Annotated in this window: 17 protein-coding genes; 12 read left to right on the top strand and 5 right to left on the bottom strand. The window is 67.3% G+C overall.

Annotated elements, in window-relative coordinates:
• Positions 1-8: 8 nt before the first annotated feature.
• Positions 9-512 carry a pyridoxamine 5'-phosphate oxidase family protein gene (locus MRBLMI13_RS01935; protein ID WP_042541827.1) on the bottom strand — a complete coding sequence of 168 codons (504 nt, stop codon included), beginning with the start codon at positions 510-512 and terminating at the stop codon, positions 9-11.
• Positions 513-629: 117 nt separating this feature from the next.
• Here MRBLMI13_RS01935 and MRBLMI13_RS01940 point away from each other — a divergent pair, with 117 nt between their 5' ends.
• Positions 630-1,670, top strand: a complete 1,041-nt coding sequence (locus tag MRBLMI13_RS01940; protein WP_367820832.1) for a TIGR00730 family Rossman fold protein — start codon at positions 630-632, stop codon at positions 1,668-1,670.
• On the opposite strand, the gene MRBLMI13_RS01945 is transcribed toward MRBLMI13_RS01940, so the two are convergent.
• Positions 1,639-2,994 (bottom strand): flavin monoamine oxidase family protein, encoded by a 1,356-nt coding sequence (locus tag MRBLMI13_RS01945; protein WP_367820830.1) that lies wholly within the window; start codon positions 2,992-2,994, stop codon positions 1,639-1,641. The two genes, MRBLMI13_RS01940 and MRBLMI13_RS01945, sit on opposite strands and share 32 nt — an antisense overlap.
• Positions 2,995-3,124: 130 nt before the next feature.
• Between MRBLMI13_RS01945 and nusA the strand changes: the two genes are divergently transcribed.
• The 5 genes from nusA (at position 3,125) to MRBLMI13_RS01970 (ending at position 10,094) form a co-directional block, all read left to right on the top strand.
• A complete protein-coding gene (gene nusA / locus MRBLMI13_RS01950; protein ID WP_042541824.1) occupies positions 3,125-4,108 on the top strand; it encodes a transcription termination factor NusA in 984 nt (327 codons plus the stop codon).
• Between the two features lie 59 nt (positions 4,109-4,167).
• Positions 4,168-4,422, top strand: a complete 255-nt coding sequence (locus MRBLMI13_RS01955; protein WP_079112655.1) for a YlxR family protein — start codon at positions 4,168-4,170, stop codon at positions 4,420-4,422.
• A 95-nt stretch (positions 4,423-4,517) separates the two neighbouring features.
• Complete coding sequence (gene infB / locus MRBLMI13_RS01960) at positions 4,518-7,328, top strand: translation initiation factor IF-2 (RefSeq protein ID WP_367820827.1); 2,811 nt, start codon at positions 4,518-4,520, stop codon at positions 7,326-7,328.
• A 71-nt stretch (positions 7,329-7,399) separates the two neighbouring features.
• Positions 7,400-7,834 carry a 30S ribosome-binding factor RbfA gene (gene rbfA, locus MRBLMI13_RS01965; protein ID WP_056376590.1) on the top strand — a complete coding sequence of 145 codons (435 nt, stop codon included), beginning with the start codon at positions 7,400-7,402 and terminating at the stop codon, positions 7,832-7,834.
• 109 nt (positions 7,835-7,943) lie between these two features.
• Positions 7,944-10,094: a helix-turn-helix transcriptional regulator gene (locus tag MRBLMI13_RS01970; RefSeq protein WP_367820825.1), complete on the top strand. Its 2,151-nt coding sequence runs from the start codon at positions 7,944-7,946 to the stop codon at positions 10,092-10,094.
• Positions 10,095-10,103: 9 nt separating this feature from the next.
• Here the strand turns inward: MRBLMI13_RS01970 and MRBLMI13_RS01975 are convergent, their stop codons facing one another.
• A complete protein-coding gene (locus MRBLMI13_RS01975; RefSeq protein ID WP_367820823.1) occupies positions 10,104-11,003 on the bottom strand; it encodes an A/G-specific adenine glycosylase in 900 nt (299 codons plus the stop codon).
• 108 nt (positions 11,004-11,111) lie between these two features.
• Here MRBLMI13_RS01975 and truB point away from each other — a divergent pair, with 108 nt between their 5' ends.
• The 6 genes from truB to MRBLMI13_RS02005 all read left to right on the top strand — a co-directional run bounded on the left by truB (position 11,112) and on the right by MRBLMI13_RS02005 (position 17,427).
• Positions 11,112-12,005, top strand: coding sequence for a tRNA pseudouridine(55) synthase TruB (truB, locus tag MRBLMI13_RS01980; RefSeq protein ID WP_367820821.1), 894 nt, complete (start codon positions 11,112-11,114; stop codon positions 12,003-12,005).
• Entirely contained in the window at positions 12,002-12,370 is a 369-nt protein-coding gene (locus MRBLMI13_RS01985) for a hypothetical protein (RefSeq protein WP_309687805.1), read from the top strand. Before truB ends, MRBLMI13_RS01985 begins: the two co-directional genes overlap by 4 nt.
• Before the next feature lie 81 nt (positions 12,371-12,451).
• Positions 12,452-12,871, top strand: coding sequence for a hypothetical protein (locus tag MRBLMI13_RS01990; protein ID WP_197066107.1), 420 nt, complete (start codon positions 12,452-12,454; stop codon positions 12,869-12,871).
• Positions 12,868-13,821, top strand: coding sequence for a bifunctional riboflavin kinase/FAD synthetase (locus MRBLMI13_RS01995; RefSeq protein ID WP_042541816.1), 954 nt, complete (start codon positions 12,868-12,870; stop codon positions 13,819-13,821). The genes MRBLMI13_RS01990 and MRBLMI13_RS01995 overlap by 4 nt, the downstream gene beginning before the upstream one ends.
• A gap of 209 nt (positions 13,822-14,030) precedes the next feature.
• Positions 14,031-16,175: a DEAD/DEAH box helicase gene (locus MRBLMI13_RS02000; protein ID WP_042541815.1), complete on the top strand. Its 2,145-nt coding sequence runs from the start codon at positions 14,031-14,033 to the stop codon at positions 16,173-16,175.
• Between the two features lie 223 nt (positions 16,176-16,398).
• Positions 16,399-17,427 carry an ATP-dependent 6-phosphofructokinase gene (locus tag MRBLMI13_RS02005; protein WP_042541814.1) on the top strand — a complete coding sequence of 343 codons (1,029 nt, stop codon included), beginning with the start codon at positions 16,399-16,401 and terminating at the stop codon, positions 17,425-17,427.
• 154 nt (positions 17,428-17,581) lie between these two features.
• On the opposite strand, the gene MRBLMI13_RS02010 is transcribed toward MRBLMI13_RS02005, so the two are convergent.
• Both MRBLMI13_RS02010 and MRBLMI13_RS02015 read right to left on the bottom strand, forming a co-directional pair.
• Entirely contained in the window at positions 17,582-17,857 is a 276-nt protein-coding gene (locus MRBLMI13_RS02010) for a DUF559 domain-containing protein (RefSeq protein ID WP_367821342.1), read from the bottom strand.
• A gap of 557 nt (positions 17,858-18,414) precedes the next feature.
• The gene (locus MRBLMI13_RS02015) at positions 18,415-20,514 is read right to left on the bottom strand and encodes a S9 family peptidase (RefSeq protein WP_367820817.1); all 2,100 of its coding nucleotides are present in this window, start codon (positions 20,512-20,514) and stop codon (positions 18,415-18,417) included.
• Positions 20,515-20,620: the final 106 nt, after the last annotated feature.

Below are 20,620 nucleotides of genomic sequence, written 5' to 3' on the forward strand. Positions count from 1 at the left end.
ACCGTCTGTCAGCAGACGATGCGGCCGTGGTTCATGATGTCGTCGTCGGGGGTGTCCTTGGTGACGAGCGCCTTGAGCGCCCCGGCCGCCATCGCGATCTTGCCCTTGGCAGGCTCCCAGAACTCGGTCACCGTCGGCGTCACCTTCAGAAGTGCGATGCCGGGGGTGTCGAGGCCGTCTTCGAACCAGATGTCGAGCGAGGGCGAGTAGAGCTCCTCCATCTTCGCGCGGTCGTGCACCACGGACGCGTTCCCGGCCACCGAGACATATCGCATGCCCTTGGCATCGCAATACGAGAGGCCGACCTGATGGTGGGCTCGTGCTTCTTCGACCTTCTCCGTGTCTTCCGCGGTGAAGAACCAGATGTCTCCGGCATCGTCCATCTGCCTGGTCGACATCGGTCTGCTCACCAGGTTGCCGTCGTCGTCCGTCGTCGTCAGCATCGTGAAGTCGATGTCCTCGACGAGCTCGGTCACGCGTGCGAGTGCTTCCGGTCCAGTGATCTCAGTCATGCCGACACTGTGCCTCGGATGACGTCCGTGCGCACGGGTATTGACACCGCGCGATGAGGATGATCACAGCGGCGTTGCGTCGACCCGGCCGACACGCCCTCGTGACAGGCTGAGGGCATGACCGACGAACCGCTGCCGGAATCGCTGAGCGCCGAGATCAACAACGTCCTCGACGAGGCCGGGGTTAAGACCGACCGCAGGCTGGTCATGCGCATGATGCGCACGGCGGTCCTGCTGGGTGAAGACGGCACCGACCGTCTCGACCTCAAGATCGCCTCCGCCGCCCTCGCCGAGATGCGAGACGCCTTCCGGCTGTTCGCTCCGTTCGAGGGCGTGCCCAAGGTCACGGTCTTCGGTTCGGCTCGGACCCGGCACGATGATCCGCTCTACGTGCAGGCCCGTGACGTCGCCGCCGCTCTGGCAGCGGATGGGTGGATGGTCGTCACCGGGGCAGGCCCGGGGATCATGCAGGCTGCGGCGGAGGGTGCGGGCCCGGCGCTCTCACTCGGGGTGTCGATCAGGCTTCCGTTCGAAGAGAAGGCCAACAGCCTGATCGCGGCGAGCGAGCACGTGGTGGCGATGAAGTACTTCTTCACCCGCAAGCTGATGCTCATCAAGGAGTCCAGCGGCTTCATCTGCCTGCCTGGCGGGTTCGGCACGCTCGACGAGATGTTCGAGCTGCTCACGCTGCAGCAGACAGGCAAGGCCGAGCCGACGCCGATCGTCCTGCTCGACGAGCCAGGCGGCACCTTCTGGAACGGTCTCAAGCGGTTCATCGACGAGGATCTGGCGCCCACGGGCGTGATCTCCGAGGGCGACTTCGACCGCGTCGTCATCACCGACTCCGTCGAGTCGGCCGCCTCCGTGATCGCAGGGTTCTGGCGCAACTACGACTCACTGCGGTGGTTCGGAGACACCCTGGTGCTCCGCCTCCGAGCCGAGCCGTCCGATACCGAGGTGGAGCAGCTCAACGAGCAGTTCGCCGGGATGCTGGCGAGCGGACGTATCGAGAGGACTGCTCCGCTGTCGCCCGAGGTCGCCGACGATGACGTGCTGCATCTTCCGCGACTGGCCCTGCACCTCGATCAGCGTCAGGTCGGCAGTCTGTTCCGCCTGATCGGCGCGATCAACTCGCTGGAGTCCGCTCCCGCGCTCTGATCCCAGCGGCGAACCGGGTGAGATCCACGGAGCCGCCGAGGATCCTCTCGGCCGCGCGGTGGCCCGAATAGAAGGCCGCCCCCACTGTCGCCGGTTCGTCTCCCCACGTCGCCTCGCCGGCGAAATGCAGCACTGCGTCGACCGGTCCCGCGAGCTCGTCGTGGTCGTGATGCGACGACCCGACCGCGAGATGCGAGTACGAGCCGTTCGAGAACGTGTCGTGCCCCCAACGGGTGATCCAGTGAGCGGTGGGTTCGCCGACGACATCGGGGTAGAGGTCGCGAAGAGCGCGCACGACATCCGCGACGATCTCGTCGTCGGACAGCTCCTGCATCCGGCGGCCGAACGGACCGGCCGCGAAAGTCAGCAGGGTGGGAAGTCCGCTGACGGCTGACACGTCGTACCAGGAGTGCCAGTGCTCGCCGGCCTCGCCGAGTGCCCGCAGCACGTAGCTGTCCTCGTTCCAGAAGCGTTCCGGGAACTGGATGAAGATCTTGTTGAAGACCCCCATGCCCAGCCGCTCGATCGGCCCGGCGACAGCCTCGGGCAGGGGAGGGGTGAAGTCGATCGACCCCGCCTTGAGCACGCCGAGCGGCACGGTGACCAGGGCGCTTCGTGCGGAGAACTCTCCGTTCTCGGTCGACACGGTGACTCCGGCATCCGTGCGCGCGATCCGGGTGACCGCCTGGCTCAGGCGGATGTCGAGTCCGGCGGCGATGCGCCGCGGGAGCTCGTCGTACCCGCGAGGGAAGATGACCTCGTCTCCGTCGATCGCGTCCTCGTCGAGCCCGTGCGCGTCGAGGTCGCCGATCCACGCTCCGCACTGCTCCTCGACGCGATGACGGATGAACTCCCGGATCTCGTCGATGCGCTCAGGATCGAAGCCGGTGCGGTCGAGCGCGCGCTCGGTGACATCGAGGTAGGTGTCGCCGGGGGACGAACGTTCGATCTCGTCGACCAGCAGGCGATCGGCCTCCTCGACCTCGGCGACCCACTGGGAGGTGCGGGCGGCATCCATCGGCCTGCCGTCGCCGTCGAAGTTCTCGATCGGCCGCCCTCCGGCCTGGAAGCTGCCGACGGTGTATTCGAGCGTCGGAATCTCGAGAGCCTGCACGAGATCCCACAGCGCGGAGCCCTCGATGCCATGCACCCACGACGCGCCGAGATCGACGGGGAAGCCTGCGGTGCGATCGGTGTGCATCCGGCCGCCGATGCGATCCCTCGCCTCGAGGACGATGACGTCCGCTCCGGCATCGGCGAGCATGCGAGCCGCCGTCACCCCGGACATCCCCGCCCCGATCACGATGGTGTCGTACGTCGTCACTGAGTCCTCCTGCATGCTGGGCACCGCATCGGTGCGGCCGCCTCGTGGCGACCGGCGGTGGGCACAGGGTATCGTGGTACGGATGTCGCGTGTGCACACCCGCGCGACGAGAGCTGAATAGGGAGTCGTCATGGATATCGAACTGAGTCTGCTGCGTGGGATCGAGAAGGAGAAGGCGATCCCGTTCGACGAGCTGGTCTCGATCATCGAGCAGGCCATCCTGACCGCCTACTCCAAGCATGTCTCCGCGGAGGGCGCCACCCCCGAGGGTGTCCGCGTCGAGCTCGATCGTCGGACCGGGCACGTCGCCGTGCTGCAGGTCGTCAAGGACGAAGAGGGCGCGATCATCGGGGAAGAGGATGCCACGCCGGATGACTTCGGCCGTATCGCCGCCTTCGCCGCGAAGCAGGTCATCAGCCAGCGTCTGCGCGACATCGCGGACGACGTGGTGCTCGGCGACTTCAAGGACAAGGAAGGCGACATCGTCGCCGGCGTGATCCAGCAGGGGCCGAACCCTCGCATGATCCACGTCGACCTCGGAGCTGTCGAGGCGATCCTTCCTCCCGAGGAGCAGGTGCCGGGCGAGGAGTACACCCACGGCTCGCGTCTGCGCGTGTATGTGACGAGCGTCGCGAAGGGCCTCAAGGGGCCGCAGATCACCGTCTCGCGCACGCACCCCGGTCTCGTTCGCAAGCTGTTCGCACTCGAGGTGCCCGAGATCGCCGCAGGTCTCGTCGAGATCGTCTCGCTGGCCCGCGAGGCCGGACACCGCACCAAGATCGCCGTCCGCGCCAACGACCCGGCGATCAACGCCAAGGGTGCCTGCATCGGTGAGATGGGGCGTCGCGTGCGCGCCGTCACCGAGGAGCTCGCAGGCGAGAAGATCGACATCGTCGATCACGATCCGGAGCTCGCCGCCTTCGTCGCGAACGCCCTCTCGCCGGCCAAGGTGACCAGCGCGTTCATCCTCGACGCGAACACCAGGGCCGTGCGTGCACTGGTGCCCGACTATCAGCTCTCCCTCGCCATCGGCAAGGAGGGTCAGAACGCTCGTCTGGCTGCGAAGCTCACCGGCGCGAAGATCGACATCCAGCCCGACAGCGTCCTGGACTGACCGCTCGTCACGTCCGACTCGCGCCCGTCGCGCGAGTCGGACGGGAACACAGGTGTAAGATGGAACCCGTACGAACGTGCGTCGGCTGTCGCACGCGTGCTCCCCGCGCCGCTCTTCTCAGAGTGGTGTCCCAAGACGACATCCTCATCATCGATGAGCGAAGCGTCCTGCCAGGGCGAGGCGCGTGGGTGCATCCGACACCGGAATGCATGGATGCCGCTCTGCGGCGCCGAGCTTTCGGCCGAGCACTTCGCGCATCCGGCAATCTGGATACGCGGATCATCGAACAATACCCACCAAGAAACAAAGGCTGAACGGCTATGGAAACAAAGTGAACGGCTCGAAATGAGACCCGTCCGCGACTAGTGGTCTGCCCTGTCTGGGTGGACCGACCCCAGACAGGAGAATTGTGGCTGGTAAACCACGCGTACACGAGATCGCCGCCGAACTCGGCGTCGACAGCAAGATCGCACTTGCAAAGCTCAAGGAACTCGGAGAGTTCGTCAAGAGCCCCTCTTCGACCATCGAACCGCCGGTGGCGCGCAAGCTTCGCGCTGCCATCGAGTCGGACGCCTCGCTGAAGGCATCCGCTGACACGGCTCCCGCTGCGGCCAAGGCCGGTGCGGCCAAGACCGGTGCTGCGACGCCCGGTGCTGCAACGCCCGGTGCCGCGAAGCCCGGTGCCGCCAAGACGGGTGGACCGACTCCCGGGCCCAAGCCCGGACCCAAGCCGGCCCCCGCGCCGGAAGAGCCCGTTGCCGCTCCGGCTGCTGAGGCTCCCGCCCCGGCCGCAGAGGCTCCGGCCGAGCCTGCTGCTTCGGCCGAGGGTACGTCCGGATCCGCTGCGCCCAAGTCGAACGACGGCGGCGCACCGAAGCCCGGCGCACCGCGTCCGGGCAACAACCCGTTCTCGTCGGCGCAGGGCATGGGCCAGCGTCCGGCAGGTCCTCGTCCCGGCAACAACCCCTTCGCCTCGGCGCAGGGAATGGGCCAGCGGCCGAGCCCGACTCCCGGCAACATCCCTCGTCCGCAGGCTCCGCGCCCCGGTGCCCCGCGTCCCGGTGCGCCTCGTCCCGGTTCTCCCCGTCCCGGCGCTCCGCGCGGCGGTCAGGGTGGTCGTCCCGGTGGTGCACCGTTCCAGCAGCGTCCCGGCGGCCCCGGTCGTCCCGGCGGTGCCGGTGGACCCGGTGCCGGTCCCGGTGCTCGTCCCGGCGGTGGCTTCGCAGGTCGCCCCGGTGGTGGCGGCGGTCGCGGCCGTGGTCCTGGTGGAGGTACCGCAGGTGCCTTCGGCAAGGGCGGCGGCAAGAGCAAGCAGCGCAAGTCGCGGCGGGCGAAGCGGCAAGAGTTCGAGATGCGGAGCGCCCCGGTCGTCGGTGGCGTCAACGTCACCCGCGGCAACGGGGAGATCATCCGCATGCGCCGTGGTGCGTCGATCGCGGACTTCGCCGACAAGATCGAGACGCTGACCGGCTACACGGTTCAGCCCGGAACCCTCGTGACGATCCTCTTCAACCTCGGCGAGATGGCCACGGCCACCGAGTCGCTGGATGAGGCGACGTTCGAGGTGCTCGGCGAGGAGCTCGGATACAAGATCCAGATGGTCTCGCCCGAGGACGAGGACAAGGAGCTCCTCGAGGGCTTCGGGCTGAACCTCGAGCAGGAGCTGGAGGAGGAGAGCGAGGACGACCTCGAGATCCGTCCTCCCGTGGTCACGGTCATGGGCCACGTCGATCACGGTAAGACCCGACTGCTCGACGCGATCCGCCAGACCAACGTCATCGACGGCGAGGCCGGCGGCATCACGCAGCACATTGGTGCCTACCAGGTGTGGACGGAGCACGAGGGCATCGAGCGTGCCATCACCTTCATCGACACCCCGGGTCACGAGGCGTTCACCGCCATGCGTGCTCGTGGAGCGCAGGTCACGGACCTCGCGATCCTCGTGGTCGCAGCCGACGACGGCATCATGCCCCAGACGGTCGAGGCGCTGAACCACGCCCAGGCGGCGAACGTGCCGATCGTGGTCGCGGTGAACAAGGTGGACAAGCCCGACGCCAACCCGGCCAAGGTCCGTCAGCAGCTCACCGAGTACGGTCTGGTCGCAGAGGAGTATGGCGGAGACGTCATGTTCGTCGACGTCTCGGCTCGGGCGAACACCGGAATCCAGGAACTCCTGGACGCTGTGCTGCTCACCGCCGACGCGGGTCTCGACCTCACGGCCAACCCGAACAAGGCCGCTCGCGGTGTCGCCATCGAGGCGAAGCTCGACAAGGGCCGCGGATCCATCGCCACGGTGCTGATCCAGTCCGGAACGCTTCGGATCGGTGACGCGATCGTCGCAGGAACGGCTTACGGCCGTGTGCGTGCGATGGCAGACGAGAACGGCGAGCAGGTCCTCGAGGCCTACCCGTCGCGTCCGGTGCAGGTGCAGGGTCTGAACTCGGTGCCGCGTGCAGGCGATGTCTTCATCGTCACCGAAGAAGACCGCATGGCCCGTCAGATCGCTGAGAAGCGTGAAGCAGTCGAGCGCAACGCCCAGCTGGCCAAGGCCCGCAAGCGCATCTCGCTCGAGGACTTCACCCGTGCTCTCGAAGAGGGCAAGGTCGAGTCGCTCAACCTCATCATCAAGGGTGACGTCTCCGGTGCCGTCGAGGCACTCGAGGAGTCGCTGCTCAAGATCGAGGTCGACGATTCGGTGCAGCTCCGCATCATCCACCGCGGTGTCGGTGCGATCACGGAGTCCGACGTCAACCTCGCGACGATCGACAACGCGATCATCGTGGGCTTCAACGTCCGCCCCGACACGAAGGCGCGCGAGCGCGCTCAGCGTGAAGGTGTGGACATCCGGTTCTACTCGGTGATCTACAACGCGATCGACGAGGTCGAGAGCTCGCTCAAGGGCATGCTCAAGCCGGAGTACGAAGAGGTCCAGTCGGGTGTCGCCGAGATCCGCGAGGTGTTCCGCTCCTCGAAGTTCGGCAACATCGCCGGTGTCATCGTCCGATCGGGAACGATCACGCGAAACGCCAAGGCTCGCGTCATCCGCGACGGTGTGGTCATCGCAGATGGCCTGGCCATCGAGTCGCTGCGTCGCTTCAAGGACGACGTCACCGAGGTGCGTACGGACTACGAGGCCGGTATCGGCCTCGGCAAGTTCAACGACATCCAGATCGGTGACGAGATCGAGACGACGGAACTGATCGAGAAGCCTCGCGGCTGATCGAGTTCGATATCTTCGGGCGAGGGTGCGTGATGCATCCTCGCCCGAAGAGTACGTAGAGGGAGAGAACAATGGCTGGTGAACGACAGGCCCGTCTGGCTGATCGGATTCGAGTGATCCTTGCGGAGCGGCTCGAGAAGGGGTTGCGAGACCCGCGCCTCGGCTTCGTCACGATCACGGATGTCCGTGTCACGGGTGACCTGCAGCACGCCTCGGTGTTCTACACGGTGCTCGGTACCGAAGAGGAGCGTCTCTCCAGCGGGGAGGCTCTGACCTCCGCCACTGGCATGCTGCGCAGCGAGGTCGGCAAGCAGCTCAGCACGCGCCTCGTGCCGACGCTCGAGTTCATCCCCGATGCGCTGCCGGAGAACGCCGATCACATCTCGGCTCTCCTCCGTGAAGCGCAGCAGCGCGACGCCGAAGTGGCGAAGCTCGCATCGTCCGCGTCGCACGCGGGCGACGCGGATCCGTACCTCCGCGACGAGGAAGACGACACGAAGTCCTGAATATCGGCGCCCTCGTCGGGGTGTCGGAGTGTCTTGATAACCTCAGCTCAACGGGTGATCGCCCGCGGGGACTGGGGGGTTCGGCATCGTTTTTTCGCGCGCGCACGGGGTGGCCTCGGTCGCACCCGCGGTCGTCGAGGCGATCCTCGACGACCTTCTCGAGCATGATCTGAGCTGCGCGCCGCATGTCGCGGCGCGACTCGCGTTCGAGCTGTCGGAGGATTCGCAGACAATCCTGGCGGTCGCGGCACGACTCGACGCTGCTCAGCGGCACGGTCTCAGGGCGCTCCCGTCGCCGCTGCCGATGGTGCCATCCGTCGAGGCGCTGTTCGCTCAGCTGGAGCTCGACGATCGTGACCGTGAGATCCTCGTCGCCGTGTCTCTGCGGCTCGACGACAGGCTCGACCCGCTGGTGGATTTCGCGGGACGGTCCGCCGCAGAACTCGCCGGCGGTCCGCTCGGAGCGCTTCTCGAGATCCACGCGGGCCGAGTCCGACTCGCCGACCCCCGGTTGGCGATCTGGTTGCGTGCGACGACGGCGTCTTCCTCGGCCGCCGCGGTGCACTCGAGACTGCACCGACTCTTCGACGCGCGCGGCGAGCGGGTCGATGCCGACTGGCACGGCGCTCGAGCGGCGATGCACGGCGAACCGGCGACCGCGGGGGAGCTGACGCGCATCGCCAGGGAGCATTCGGAGGCGGGACTGAGCGAGCGGGCCTTCCACCTCGCGGCAGAAGCAGCCGCGCACTCGAGCGGGATCGAGCGGGATGAGGCCACTCTCGTCGCCGGTGTCGCGGCCATCGCCGCGGGCTACGCGGTCGACGCGGCGAGACGACTGGGGAGTCTGTTTCCCGGCGGTGACGAGCTCTATCGTCTGCAGGGTCTCGGCGGGTTGCTCGTCGCCGAGGCGCATCTCCGTGGGGCCGTGCCCGAGGTCGACACGAGCGTCATCCAGCCGTGCGTCGACGACGCCGATCAGTGGTATTCGTGGGCCCGGGCCGCGGCGTTCGCGGCGATGCTGTGCGCCGAACGGGGCGACCGCCGGGGGATGCGTCCGTGGCTCGAGGCTCTCAGAAAGGCGAGCGCGCGCGTCGGGGCCGATCGAGAACTCCGAGACCCGGTCGTCGCGCTCGCATGGCTGGTGATCGGCGACGGCGACGGAGACGACGTGAGCGGCGCAGGCCCGCTCACCGGAAGCTTGTTCCGCGCCCTGCGAGCGGCTGTCGACGGAGACGTCGACAGGGGCCTCAGCCTGCTCGCCGCGGGCGATTCGGCGGTCGGGGTCGAGGTCGACCCGTTCGTCGCGGGCTTCGAGCTCAGTCCACTGGTCGCGGCGTATCGAGCGGTCGTCGAAGTCCTGCTCCTGATGTGGCGTGGAGACATCGGCGCTGCGCGCGACCGGATGCTGCATGCCGCGCTCGAGCTGCCCGTAGCTATGCCGTTCGCCGGACTCGGCGTCGTCGTCGCTCGACGGCTCGACCTGGCGGTTCTCGGTCACCTCGGGCCGTTCGCCAAGGCTCTCACTGCCGCACTTCCCGCGCCTCCGCGCATCGATCAGCTCGTGGATCGAGGCATCGAGGCGTTCCTGGCGGGCAACTCGGCCGAGGCTGCGGCGTGCATGCGGCTCTGGCGCGACCGCGGCGCTCCGCAGCCGACGCTGTCTGTTCCCGGACTCGAGGAGGCGATCGTCGTCACGCATGGTGCATCGTGGCGTCCGCATCGGATCGAGCCGCCCGAGATCGGTCTCGCCCAGCGACTGCGGGTGCAGATCACCAGCTGTTCGGATGACGAATGGCGTGTCGAGCGTCCGCTCGTCGTCGCAGCGGCACGCACTCTGACCTCGCCGTTCTCGCGCGGGCGAGTCGAGGCGATGATCGGCACCAGATCGCTGATCAAGGGTGACATCGCCATCGGCAGAGAGCACCTGACGATGGCGCGGAACCTCCTCGAGGTCTCCGGCGCGTCCGCCTGGGCGAGGGCGGTCGCCGTGCGCCTGGAGCGGGTGGAGGTCACCGACGGCGCAGCGACCGAAGATCCGCTCTCATCGTGCCGCCGAGTCTGGGCATCGATGCTCACCGCTCGAGAGCTGGAGGTCGCGATGCTGGTGGCCGGTGGTGCTCCAAACCGCGACATCGCCGACTCGCTCCACGTGTCGGTGCGCACGGTCGAGGTTCATCTGGGCAGGGTCTTCGCGAAGCTCGAGGTCAGGACCCGCGTCGAGCTGACGGTGCTGGCCCATCGCATCGGGCAGTTCGTCTGACCGTCGGAGTCAGCGGGGGAGCGACAGCATCTCGCCATCGGCCTCGGCGAGGCCGTCGGCGATGAGGGAGTCGATCGCACGGTCGCGCTGAAGAGGATCCGGCCACTCGGCGAGCACGGAGTCGATCAGGACCGCGTCAGGTGCAGCGGCTCGCAGGATCCGCAGCACGGCGCCTCTCGCCTGACGGTCAGAGCCCTCGAAGGTCGCTTGACGCCTCCGGGTGTCACCGGTGTCCGGCCGCCCTGCAGCCACCCACGCGCACACGCCGACCAAGGGACAGATCTCGCAGCGCGGCGACCGCGCCGTGCAGACGGTGGCGCCCAGCTCCATCGCCGCGGCGTTGAACACGGCGGATTCGGCGACATCCGCGGGGAGCAGCGAATCCATGAGCTCGAGATCGCGGCGCGAGGGCGGGCCCGGCTGCGCCTGGCCGAGGATCGCGCGTGCCATCACGCGACGAGTGTTGGTGTCGACGACGGGGTGTCGGTCGCCGTATGCGAAGACGGCCACAGCTCTGGCCGTGTAGTCGCCGATTCCCGAGAGCTTCAGCAGCGCATCCACGTCTTTGGGCACGACGCCCCCGTGTCGCTCCGTGATCTCGACGGCAGCGCGGTGCAGCCACAGGGCGCGGCGGGGATAGCCGAGATTGGCCCACTGCTGGAGCACATCGGAGGTCGAGGCGGCAGCCATCGCCGCGGGGGTGGGCCACCTGTCGAGCCACGCCTCGAGGTGCGGTATCACCCGGTTGACCGGTGTCTGCTGCAGCATGAACTCGCTGACCAGCGTTCCCCAGGCGCCGAAGTCCTCATGGAATCGAGGGCGCCTCCACGGCAGATCTCGTGCTGCGCCCCGATACCAGTCCGCAAGAGGCAGAGACACCGCGGAGGCGGGAAGCGATGTCGAGGGCACCTCGACAGCCTAGGCGAACCGGGATACTGGCGGGAGTCGAGGGCCGGTGGCGGCGCGAGCGAGGCGGAACGTGCGGTGGAGCATTCAGACGCATCGTAGGCTTGAGAGATGGTCTCGCCCGGCATCCTTCTCGTCGACAAACCAGCTGGGCTGACCAGCCACGACGTCGTCGCACGCACCAGGCGTGCGCTCGGCACCCGCAAGGTCGGGCATGCGGGAACCCTCGACCCCATGGCCACCGGTCTGCTCGTGATCGGGGTCGAAGGCGCGACGCGACTGCTCACGTACATCGTGGGAGCCGACAAGACCTACGAGGCCACGATCCGACTCGGGCAGACGACCGGCACGGACGACGCCGACGGTGAGATCCTGACGCGGGCCTCTGCCGAGTCATGGGAGTCGGTGACCCCCGAGCGAGTGTCCGCAGGGATCAGGGAGCTCACCGGTGCGATCTCCCAGGTGCCGAGCTCGGTGTCGGCGATCAAGGTCGATGGACGCCGCGCATACGACCGCGTGCGCGCGGGGGAGGAGGTCGTGCTGGCCGCCCGCGACGTCGCGGTCTCGCGCTTCGATCTCATCGCCGAGCGCTCCGGCGACGGGTTCCTGGATCTCGACGTCGTCGTCGACTGCTCCTCCGGCACCTACATCCGCTCGCTCGCTCGAGACCTGGGCACAGCGCTCGGAGTCGGCGGGCACCTGACGGCGCTGCGGCGCTCACGCGTGGGGGACTTCGACGTCGCGGATGCCGTGGCGGTCGACGATGTCGTGGAGACGGCGCTGCTCACACCGGCCGCCGCGGCCGCCAGGGTCCTCGACCCGCTGTCGGTGTCGGCCGAGGAAGCGAGAGATCTTCGTCACGGCAAGAGGCTCATGGGACAGGCCGATCGACTGACCGGCTCTCTGGCGGCCGCGATCGACGAGGAGGGCGTCCTCGTCGGCGTCGTCGAGAGACGCGGTGCTGACCTCAAGAGCGCCATGAACATGCCGGAGGCACCCAGATGATCCTCTGGTTGACCATCGCTCAGGTGGCGGTCGCGACCGCGGCGGGGCTGTTCTGCGTCGCCCTCGGTCTGGCCGGCCGGCGTCCGAGCGACTACACCGTCGGCGCGCTCGCCCTGGTCGAGCTGCTCCTCGTCGTCCAGGTCGTGGCCGCAATCGTGGCACCCTTGACCGGAAACCCTCCGACGGGCGACCTGCTCGAGTACTGGGTCTATCTCGTCTCCGCTGTGCTGCTGCCCATCGGCGCGGTGCTGTGGGCGCTGATGGAGAGGAGTCGCTGGAGCACAGTTATCCTCGGTGTGGCCGCTCTCGCCGTGGCGATCATGGTGTGGCGCATGCACGTCATCTGGACCGTTCAGGTGGCCTGAGCCGGTCGGGAGCGCATCCGCCCCTTCCCGCCCGGATCTAGAATGGAGGACGCTATGAGCGCCACCGTTCCCACCTCCCGCATGACCGGCATCGGCCGTGTCCTCGTGATCGTCTATGCCGTGATGGCGCTGGCGGCCACCGGCCGAAGCTTCGTGCAGATCTTCCGACAGTTCGACGAGGCGCCTCTCGCCTACTCCCTCTCGGCCCTCGCGGCTGTCGTGTACATCCTCGCCACGCTGGCGCTCGTTCTCGCGAGCCGACGCGGCTGGTACGCGGTGGCGTGGGTGGCGATCGTCTTCGAGCTCGCCGGAGTCCTCGTGGTCGGCGCTCTGAGCATCTTCTTCCCCGAACTGTTCCCGCACGACACGGTCTGGTCGATGTTCGGGCGAGGCTACCTGTTCATCCCGCTGGTGCTGCCGATCTTCGGCATCTGGTGGCTGCGCACGCACAGGCCGACGCGAGAGACTCGATCTGTTCTCCACGCCGAGGCCAGCGCATGATCGTCTTCCGCGACCCGAGCGAAGTGCCGGACGGCTTCGGCCCCTCCGCCGTGGCCATCGGAAAGTTCGACGGCGTGCACGCCGGTCACCGCGCGGTGATCCGGCGTCTGAAGGAGATCGCGGCGCAGTCGGGAGTCCGCGCCGTCGCCGTCACCTTCGACCGCAACCCACTCGCGGTGCTTCGACCGGATCGCTGCCCCGAGAACGTGGTCACGGTCGAGCGCAAGCTGGAGCTGCTGGGAGAACTCGGGCTCGACGCCACACTGCTTCTGACGTTCGACGAAGAACTCGCGGCGCGCAGCGCCGAAGACTTCGTGGCCAGCATCCTGACCGGTGCACTGCATGTGTCCACCGTCCTCGTCGGCAGGGACTTCCGGTTCGGGCGAGGCGGGGCAGGAGACCCCGAGCTCCTCAGAGAACTCGGGCCGAGGTACGGATTCACGGTCGAGGTCGTCGACGACGTGTTCCTCGACGGATCCGACCGTCGCGTCTCGTCCACGTGGATCCGTGAACTGCTGATGGCCGGCGATGTCACCGCGGCCGCCCGCGTGCTCGACCGCAACGTCGACGTGCGCGGCGAGGTGGTGCACGGACTCAAACGCGGACGCGAACTCGGTTTTCCCACCGCGAATCTCTCGGCTTCGGTCGATTCGTTCGTCCCCGCCGACGGGGTGTATGCCGGATGGCTCGTCGATCACGAGACGGGGTTCAGGCATCGGGCAGCCATCTCGGTGGGCACCAACCCCACTTTCGACGACGTTCTCGAGCGGCAGGTCGAGGCGCACGTGATCGGCGAGACCGATCTCGATCTGTACGGTCACGACGTGACCGTCGAGTTCGTCGAGCGTCTGCGTGGCATGGTCGCGTTCGAGGGGATCGAGAAGCTGAAGGCGCAGATGGCCGCCGACGTGACGGATGCCGAGAGCGTGCTGTCGCGCAGCTCCAGCTGAACTCCGGTCGAACTCTGCGTGTCCTGATCTGCGTCGCTCAGGTCGCATGGCATAGAATGGGCCTCGGTGGTCCTTGATCCTCGCGCGTCATTCGCTCGTAGACGATCACCGGAAATACTGTTCGTACGGTCCTGGCTCACGCCACACGCGGACACCGAGAACGGCCGACGCATCCCACGGATGCTCCGGCCTTCACGCTCAGGAGGAGCATGCCGACCACGGCAACCGCCGCAACACGGCGCAAGAAGACGTCTCGTCGCGACGATGAGGCACCCCTCATCCCGATCCTCGCCCGCAAGGTGCGTGAGATCGAGGCGAAGTCGCAGCGGGGAAAGCTCGGACCCACGAACCGGGTCAAGTTCCAGGTCATCGCGTTCCTGGTGCGTGAAGAGCGCGCACGGGTCAAGGCCGATCCTGAGATCGCGGATGCCGCCCGCGCCGAGCTGCTCAAGCGGCTCGACGGCGTGGCGACGATCCTTGCGAAGACCGCAGCGCGCGACACTTCGCTGATCCAGCTTCTCGAGGCCGATCAGGCGACCTCGCCTGTTGCGAAGCGCATGCGACGCGACTGGCTGCTCGAGTCGGGAGCGGAACTCGCTCCCGAAGAGCTCATCATCGCCGACGTCGCTCCCGTGCAGACGCCGATGGTGTCCGCGGGGATCCCCGAGCGTCAGGTCACACCGCCCTCCGTCGAGGCGCGCCAGCTGGCGAATCCGTTCCTCGCCCCCGATCTCACCCCGCGCGCCGCCACGACTCCGCGTCGACGCCTGGACGGCTGGGAGCTCATGGGCCCCCTGTACAAGGCGTTCGAGACCGGAGCCGGGGGAGGAGCCGCGAGCATGGACCTGCCGCCGGCCCCCGAGTACGACCACCTCTCTCCCAAGGGCCTCGAGGTCATGGTGCACCAGTCGCGCTTCCTCGAAGCGGTGCGCGAAGGACACAGGAGCTTCCTGCTCGCTGACGAACCGGGCCTCGGCAAGACCGCGCAGTCGGTGCTGGCCGCATCCGTCGCCGGCGCCTACCCGCTGCTCGTCGTCGTGCCCAACGTCGTCAAGATGAACTGGGCGCGAGAGGTCGAGCGGTGGACCCCGCAGCGCAGGGCGACCGTGATCCAGGGCGACGGCACCGACATCGACGCGTTCGCCGACGTGTTCATCGTGAACTACGAGATCCTCGACCGTCACATGTCGTGGCTCGCCTCGATCGGTCTTCGCGGCATGGTCGTCGACGAGGCGCACTTCATCAAGAACCTCAGCTCGCAGCGTTCGCAGAACGTGCTGTCGCTGGCGAACCGCGTGCGCGAGCGCACTCCAGGCGGCAAGCCGCTGATGCTCGCGCTCACAGGCACACCGCTCATCAACGACGTCGAGGACTTCGACGCGATCTGGCGCTTCCTCGGCTGGACCACAGGCGAGAAGCCGGGCCCGGAGCTGATGGAGAAGCTCGACGCGACCGGCTTCACCCCCGCCGACAAGGCGTTCTACCCGGAGGCCCGCGAAGCGGTGATCTCGATGGGGATCGTCCGGCGCAAGAAGAAGGACGTCGCAGCCGATCTGCCCGACAAGCTCATCGCGGACCTCCCGGTGCAGCTGGATGACGAGTTCGGCCGCGGCATCCGTCAGGCCGAGCGCGAGCTGGGCGAGCGGCTCGCCGCCCGCTACCGGCGGATCATCGAGGCGCGAGGGGATCGCGGACTCGCACCGGGCGAGATCGACCAGGACATCGTGCGCCTGGTCGCTCAGAACGAGCTCGAGGAGTCGAAGGCCGCAGGCACCGGCGGAGACAACGTCTTCACCATGGTGCGCCGCATCGGACAGGCGAAGGCGCATCTGGCGGCCGACTATGCGGCCCAGCTCCAGCGCTCCGTGGGCAAGGTCGTGTTCTTCGCGAAGCACATCGACGTGATGGATCAGGCCGAGGCGCACTTCGCCTCCGCCGGCATCCGGTCGGTCTCGATCCGCGGCGACCAGACCTCGACCGTCCGTCAGCAGGCGATCGACGACTTCAACAGCGACCCCGCCGTGGGTATCGCGGTGTGCTCGTTGACCGCTGCCGGTGTCGGTCTGAACCTGCAGGCGGCGTCGAACGTGGTCTTGGCGGAACTGTCGTGGACCGCGGCCGAGCAGACGCAGGCGATCGACCGGGTGCACCGCATCGGTCAGGACGAGCCGGTGACCGCCTGGCGGATCATCGCGGCGCACACCATCGACGCGAAGATCGCAGAGCTCATCGATCAGAAGCAGGGTCTCGCAGCTCGTGCGCTCGACGGCGAGGCACTCGACGAGGCTGCCGCCGAGCCCGTGCAGCTGGGCGCCCTCATGCATCTGCTGCGGGAGGCGCTCGGAGCCGTGTGACACACGCTTGATTCCACGGAGATCGGCGTTAAGAACTTCGGTTCTTGACGCCGATTTCTGGTGTTCGGTGACATGTTCGCTCATTTCTCGCTGATCGTCTCGAATCGTCGGCAAGATCCTCGGTTTTCATCGTCTCGAATGGCGCCCGGTCGGCTCGGAGCGCTAGTGTCGATCGCAGGCATCGTCGCCTGTTCCCCCTTCCCCTGAACCGTCTGAGGCAAGCATGAAGATCGGCATTCTGACGAGCGGTGGCGACTGCCCCGGACTCAACGCGGTCATCCGCGGCATCGTGCTCAAGGGCACCACCACCTACGACCTCGAGTTCGTCGGCATCCGCGACGGCTGGCGCGGCGTGGTCGACGGCGACTTCTTCCCCCTCACACGACACGAGGTGAAGGGTCTCTCGAAGGTCGGCGGCACGATTCTGGGCACCAGTCGCACGAATCCCTACGAGGGTGAGCGCGGTGGCGCCGAGAACATCGCCAAGACGCTGTACGGGCACAAGATCGACGGCATCATCGCGATCGGCGGCGAGGGCACTCTCGCAGCAGCAGACCGCCTCGCCAAGGACGGCATCAACGTCATCGGTGTGCCGAAGACGATCGACAACGACCTTCGCGCCACGGACTACTCGTTCGGTTTCGACACGGCCGTCAACATCGCCACGGACGCGATGGACCGCCTGCGCACCACGGGAGACTCGCACCAGCGCTGCATGGTCGCGGAGGTCATGGGTCGTCACGTCGGCTGGATCGCTCTGCACGCGGGCATGGCGGCGGGCGCGCACGCCATCTGCATCCCCGAGGTGCCGATGTCCATCGATGACATCACCGCTCTCGTCTCCAGCGCGCATGACCGTGGTCGTGCACCGCTCGTGGTCGTCTCCGAGGGGTTCAAGCTGCTCGGCATGGACGAGGCTTACAGCGACAAGGGCCTCGATGCCTTCAACCGCCCTCGTCTCGGCGGCATCGGCGATCAGCTCGCTCCCGCGATCGAGCGCATCACGGGCATCGAGACCCGCGCGACGATCCTCGGACACATCCAGCGAGGCGGATCACCGTCTGCGTTCGACCGTGTGCTCGCGACCCGCCTCGGACTCCACGCGGCCGACGCGATCGTCGAGAAGGCATGGGGCCAGATGGTCGCGATGCAGGGCACCGACATCGTCCGCGTCCCGTTCGCAGAGGCACTGGGCGAGCTGAACACGGTTCCCCGCAGCCGCTACGACGAGGCTGCAGCGCTCTTCGGCTGAGACCGGAGCAGGCCGTGCCTTCGGCATCCGCCTGCTCCCCGTCACCCCGCACGGGTGTGGAGGCGAGAACAGGGCTACCGACGCGAATCAGGAGGACTCCGACTGAACTCTCCTGATCTCAGGCGGTCGTCCTGAACCCAGTTGGTGACGCCAGTCATCCCCGACGATGCGACTGCTGGGCGATCGCCGCACGCACCATGTTCAGGACCAGTTGTGGTTGGAAAATCACCTGGTGACAGTCGAGTCGGAGCACGGTGTAACCGCGCAAGCGCAATCGAGCGTCTCCCTCGATGTCGCGCCGTCGATCCTGGGCGCTGCTGTGATGGGCGAATCCGTCCAACTGGACCGCGAGGCGATCACCGATCAGGGCATCCAGCGGGTGCCCGTCGACCCACACCTGCTGGACGACGACCACCCCGATCGAGCGCATCAGGATGACGAAGTGGGTCTCGAGCCCGGAATCGGACAGGACGTCAGCGACCGCAGCGATGCGTGATGCCCGCGCACTGCGCCATTCGATGCGACTCAGGACCTCCGGGGCGATCAGGCGCCTGTGGAGGGCGGACTGCCAGACGGCGAGCGCCGTGGCGGGTTCCTGGCATCGCGCGACCTGATGCAGCACGTTGATCAGCGGATCCAGAACAGCGTGTGGTCCGATCGGTGCCGGTCCGGAGGACCAGTGCACGTGCAGGCCGGCAGAGTCGAATCGCCCCGCATTCGGAGCGACGGCGATGTGGAACTCGGCGGTGTGCGGCTCCGTCGCGCTCGTGAAGCCAGTCCTCCAGTCGCATGCAGTCACTCTGCAGCCGCACTCTCCCTGGTGGGACCCGGCAGCTCTGATGTGAATCGAATCGGATCAATCGCCGAATGTGCAGGAGTGAGTGCGGCTGTCGGAAGCAGGAGAACAGCGCGAGATCAGGCTGATGCTGTGTGGTGCGTCCTGATCTCAGCCGGTCGCCCTGAACTCAGATCACCGAGTGTCGAGCGTCACTCCGAGGCGAGGCCCACCGTGTCGAGGATCCAGGCGAGCTCGAAAGCGCGCTCCTTCCACGAGTTGTAGCGACCACTGACACCGCCGTGACCGGCGACCATCTCGCACTTGAGCAGAGCGTCGGATGCTCCGGCGACGCGGAGGGCGGCGATCCACTTCGCGGGCTCGACGTAGAGGACTCGGGTGTCGTTGAGCGAGGTCACCGCCAGGATCCGCGGATAGTCCACTCCGTCCCGCACGTTCTCGTACGGCGAGTACGACTTCATGTACTCGTAGACGTCGGCGCCGTGCAGCGGGTCGCCCCACTCGTCCCACTCGATCACCGTCAGGGGGAGCGAGGGGTCGAGGATCGTCGTGAGCGCGTCGACGAACGGCACAGCCGCCAGGACTCCGGCGAAGAGCTCGGGGGCGAGGTTCGTCACGGCTCCCATGAGGAGCCCGCCGGCGCTTCCGCCCTCGGCGACGAGGCGCTCAGGAGACGTCACTCCCTGCTCGATGAGGTGCTCGGCGCACGCGACGAAGTCGGTGAAGGTGTTGCGCTTGTTCAGCAGCTTGCCGTCCTCGTACCATTGCCGACCCATCTCACCGCCGCCGCGGACGTGCGCCACGGCGAAGACGATTCCTCGGTCGAGCTCTGAGAGCCGCGCGACCGAGAAGCCGGGATCGATCGAGTGCTCGTACGATCCGTAGCCGTAGAGGTGCACAGGTCGCACTTCCGAGCCCGGCTCGCCGAACGAGCGCTTCCAGACGAGAGAGATGGGCACCCGGGTGCCGTCCGATGCCGTCGCCCAGTCGCGCTTCTGCCCGTAGTCGAGAGGGTCGTACCCGCCGAGCACGGCGACCTGCTTGCGCAGGTGCAGTTCCCGCGTGGCGAGGTCCAGCTCGTAGACGGTCCCCGGGGTCACGAACGACGTGTAGCCGAGCCGGAGGAACGGCGAGTGCCACTCCGGGTTGCCGCTGACTCCGGCCGAATAGAGCGGCTCGTCGAAGACGATGTCGTTCACCGCGTCGGTCGCGTAGTCGAGCAGCCCGACACGCTCGAGCCCCTCGCGGCGGTATTCCACCGTCGCGAAATCGCGGAACGCATCCATCCCGAGCAACCGGCGTCCCGGTTCATGTGCGAGGACCACATGACGGTCTCCCTGCGGGTCGGATGCCGGCACCGAGACGAGCTCGAAGTCCAGCGCGTCGTCGTTGTGCAGGATGTAGAGGCGGTCCTCGCCCTCGACCACGGCGTGCTCGAGGGAGTACTCGACGCCCTCACGGCGCGGCCAGACGATCTGAGGTGCGGCGGTCAGATCGCCCTCGAGATCGACGAGATACTCCTCGCTGGTGATGCTCGATCCGACAGCGATCACGAGGTACCTGCGGCTGCGGGTGATGCCTGCTCCGAGCCAGTACTTCTCGTCGGGCTCGTGAAAGAGCTTCACGTCGTCCGCGACGGGGGTGCCGAGGCGATGCAGCCACAGCGTGTCAGGACGCCACGCGTCATCACGGGTGGTGTAGAGGATCCCGGTTCCGTCGGGCGTGAAGAACGCGCCACCGGTGTCGGGGATCTCATCGGGGAGAGTCTCTCCGGTGATGAGGTCGCGCACATGCACCGTATAGAGCTCGTCTCCCTCGAAATCCGTGGCCCAGAGCAGCTTCGTCGCATCGTCCGAGGTGTCGAACGCGCCGAGCGAGAAGAACTCGTGCCCTTCGGCTTCGACGTTGCCGTCGAGCAGCACGGCCTCGCCGGGCACTGCAACGCCAGGTTCCAGCACCGGAGGAGTCCAGTCGTCCTCGGCAGCCGCGGTCCGGCAGTGGATGCCGTACTGCGCGCCCTCCTCGGTGCGGCTGTAGTACCACCAGTTCCCGCGACGCGTCGGCACGGAGAGGTCGGTCTCCTGCACGCGGCCCTTGATCTCGTGGAAGAGCGTGTCGCGCAGATCCGCCAGGTGTGCGAGCTCGTGCTCGGTGTGGGCGTTCTCGGCCTCGAGGTGTGCGATCACCTCGGAGGAGTCCTTCTCGCGGAGCCATTCGTAGGGATCATCGAATGTGTCGCCGTGGTGCGTGCGGAGGGTCGAGCGGCGGTCTGCGATCGGGGCATCAGTCACGAGTTCCACGCTAGCCCAGGTCGAGTTGACCGGTACCCGAGAGGGTGGGAGGATCTACCGGGGCCGGTTAACGGAAGTAAAACCCACGGTGAACTCTTCGTTCGTC

The sequence above is a fragment of the Microbacterium sp. LMI13-1-1.1 genome (assembly GCF_040815625.1).
GTDB classification, from domain to species: Bacteria; Actinomycetota; Actinomycetes; order Actinomycetales; family Microbacteriaceae; genus Microbacterium; species Microbacterium forte.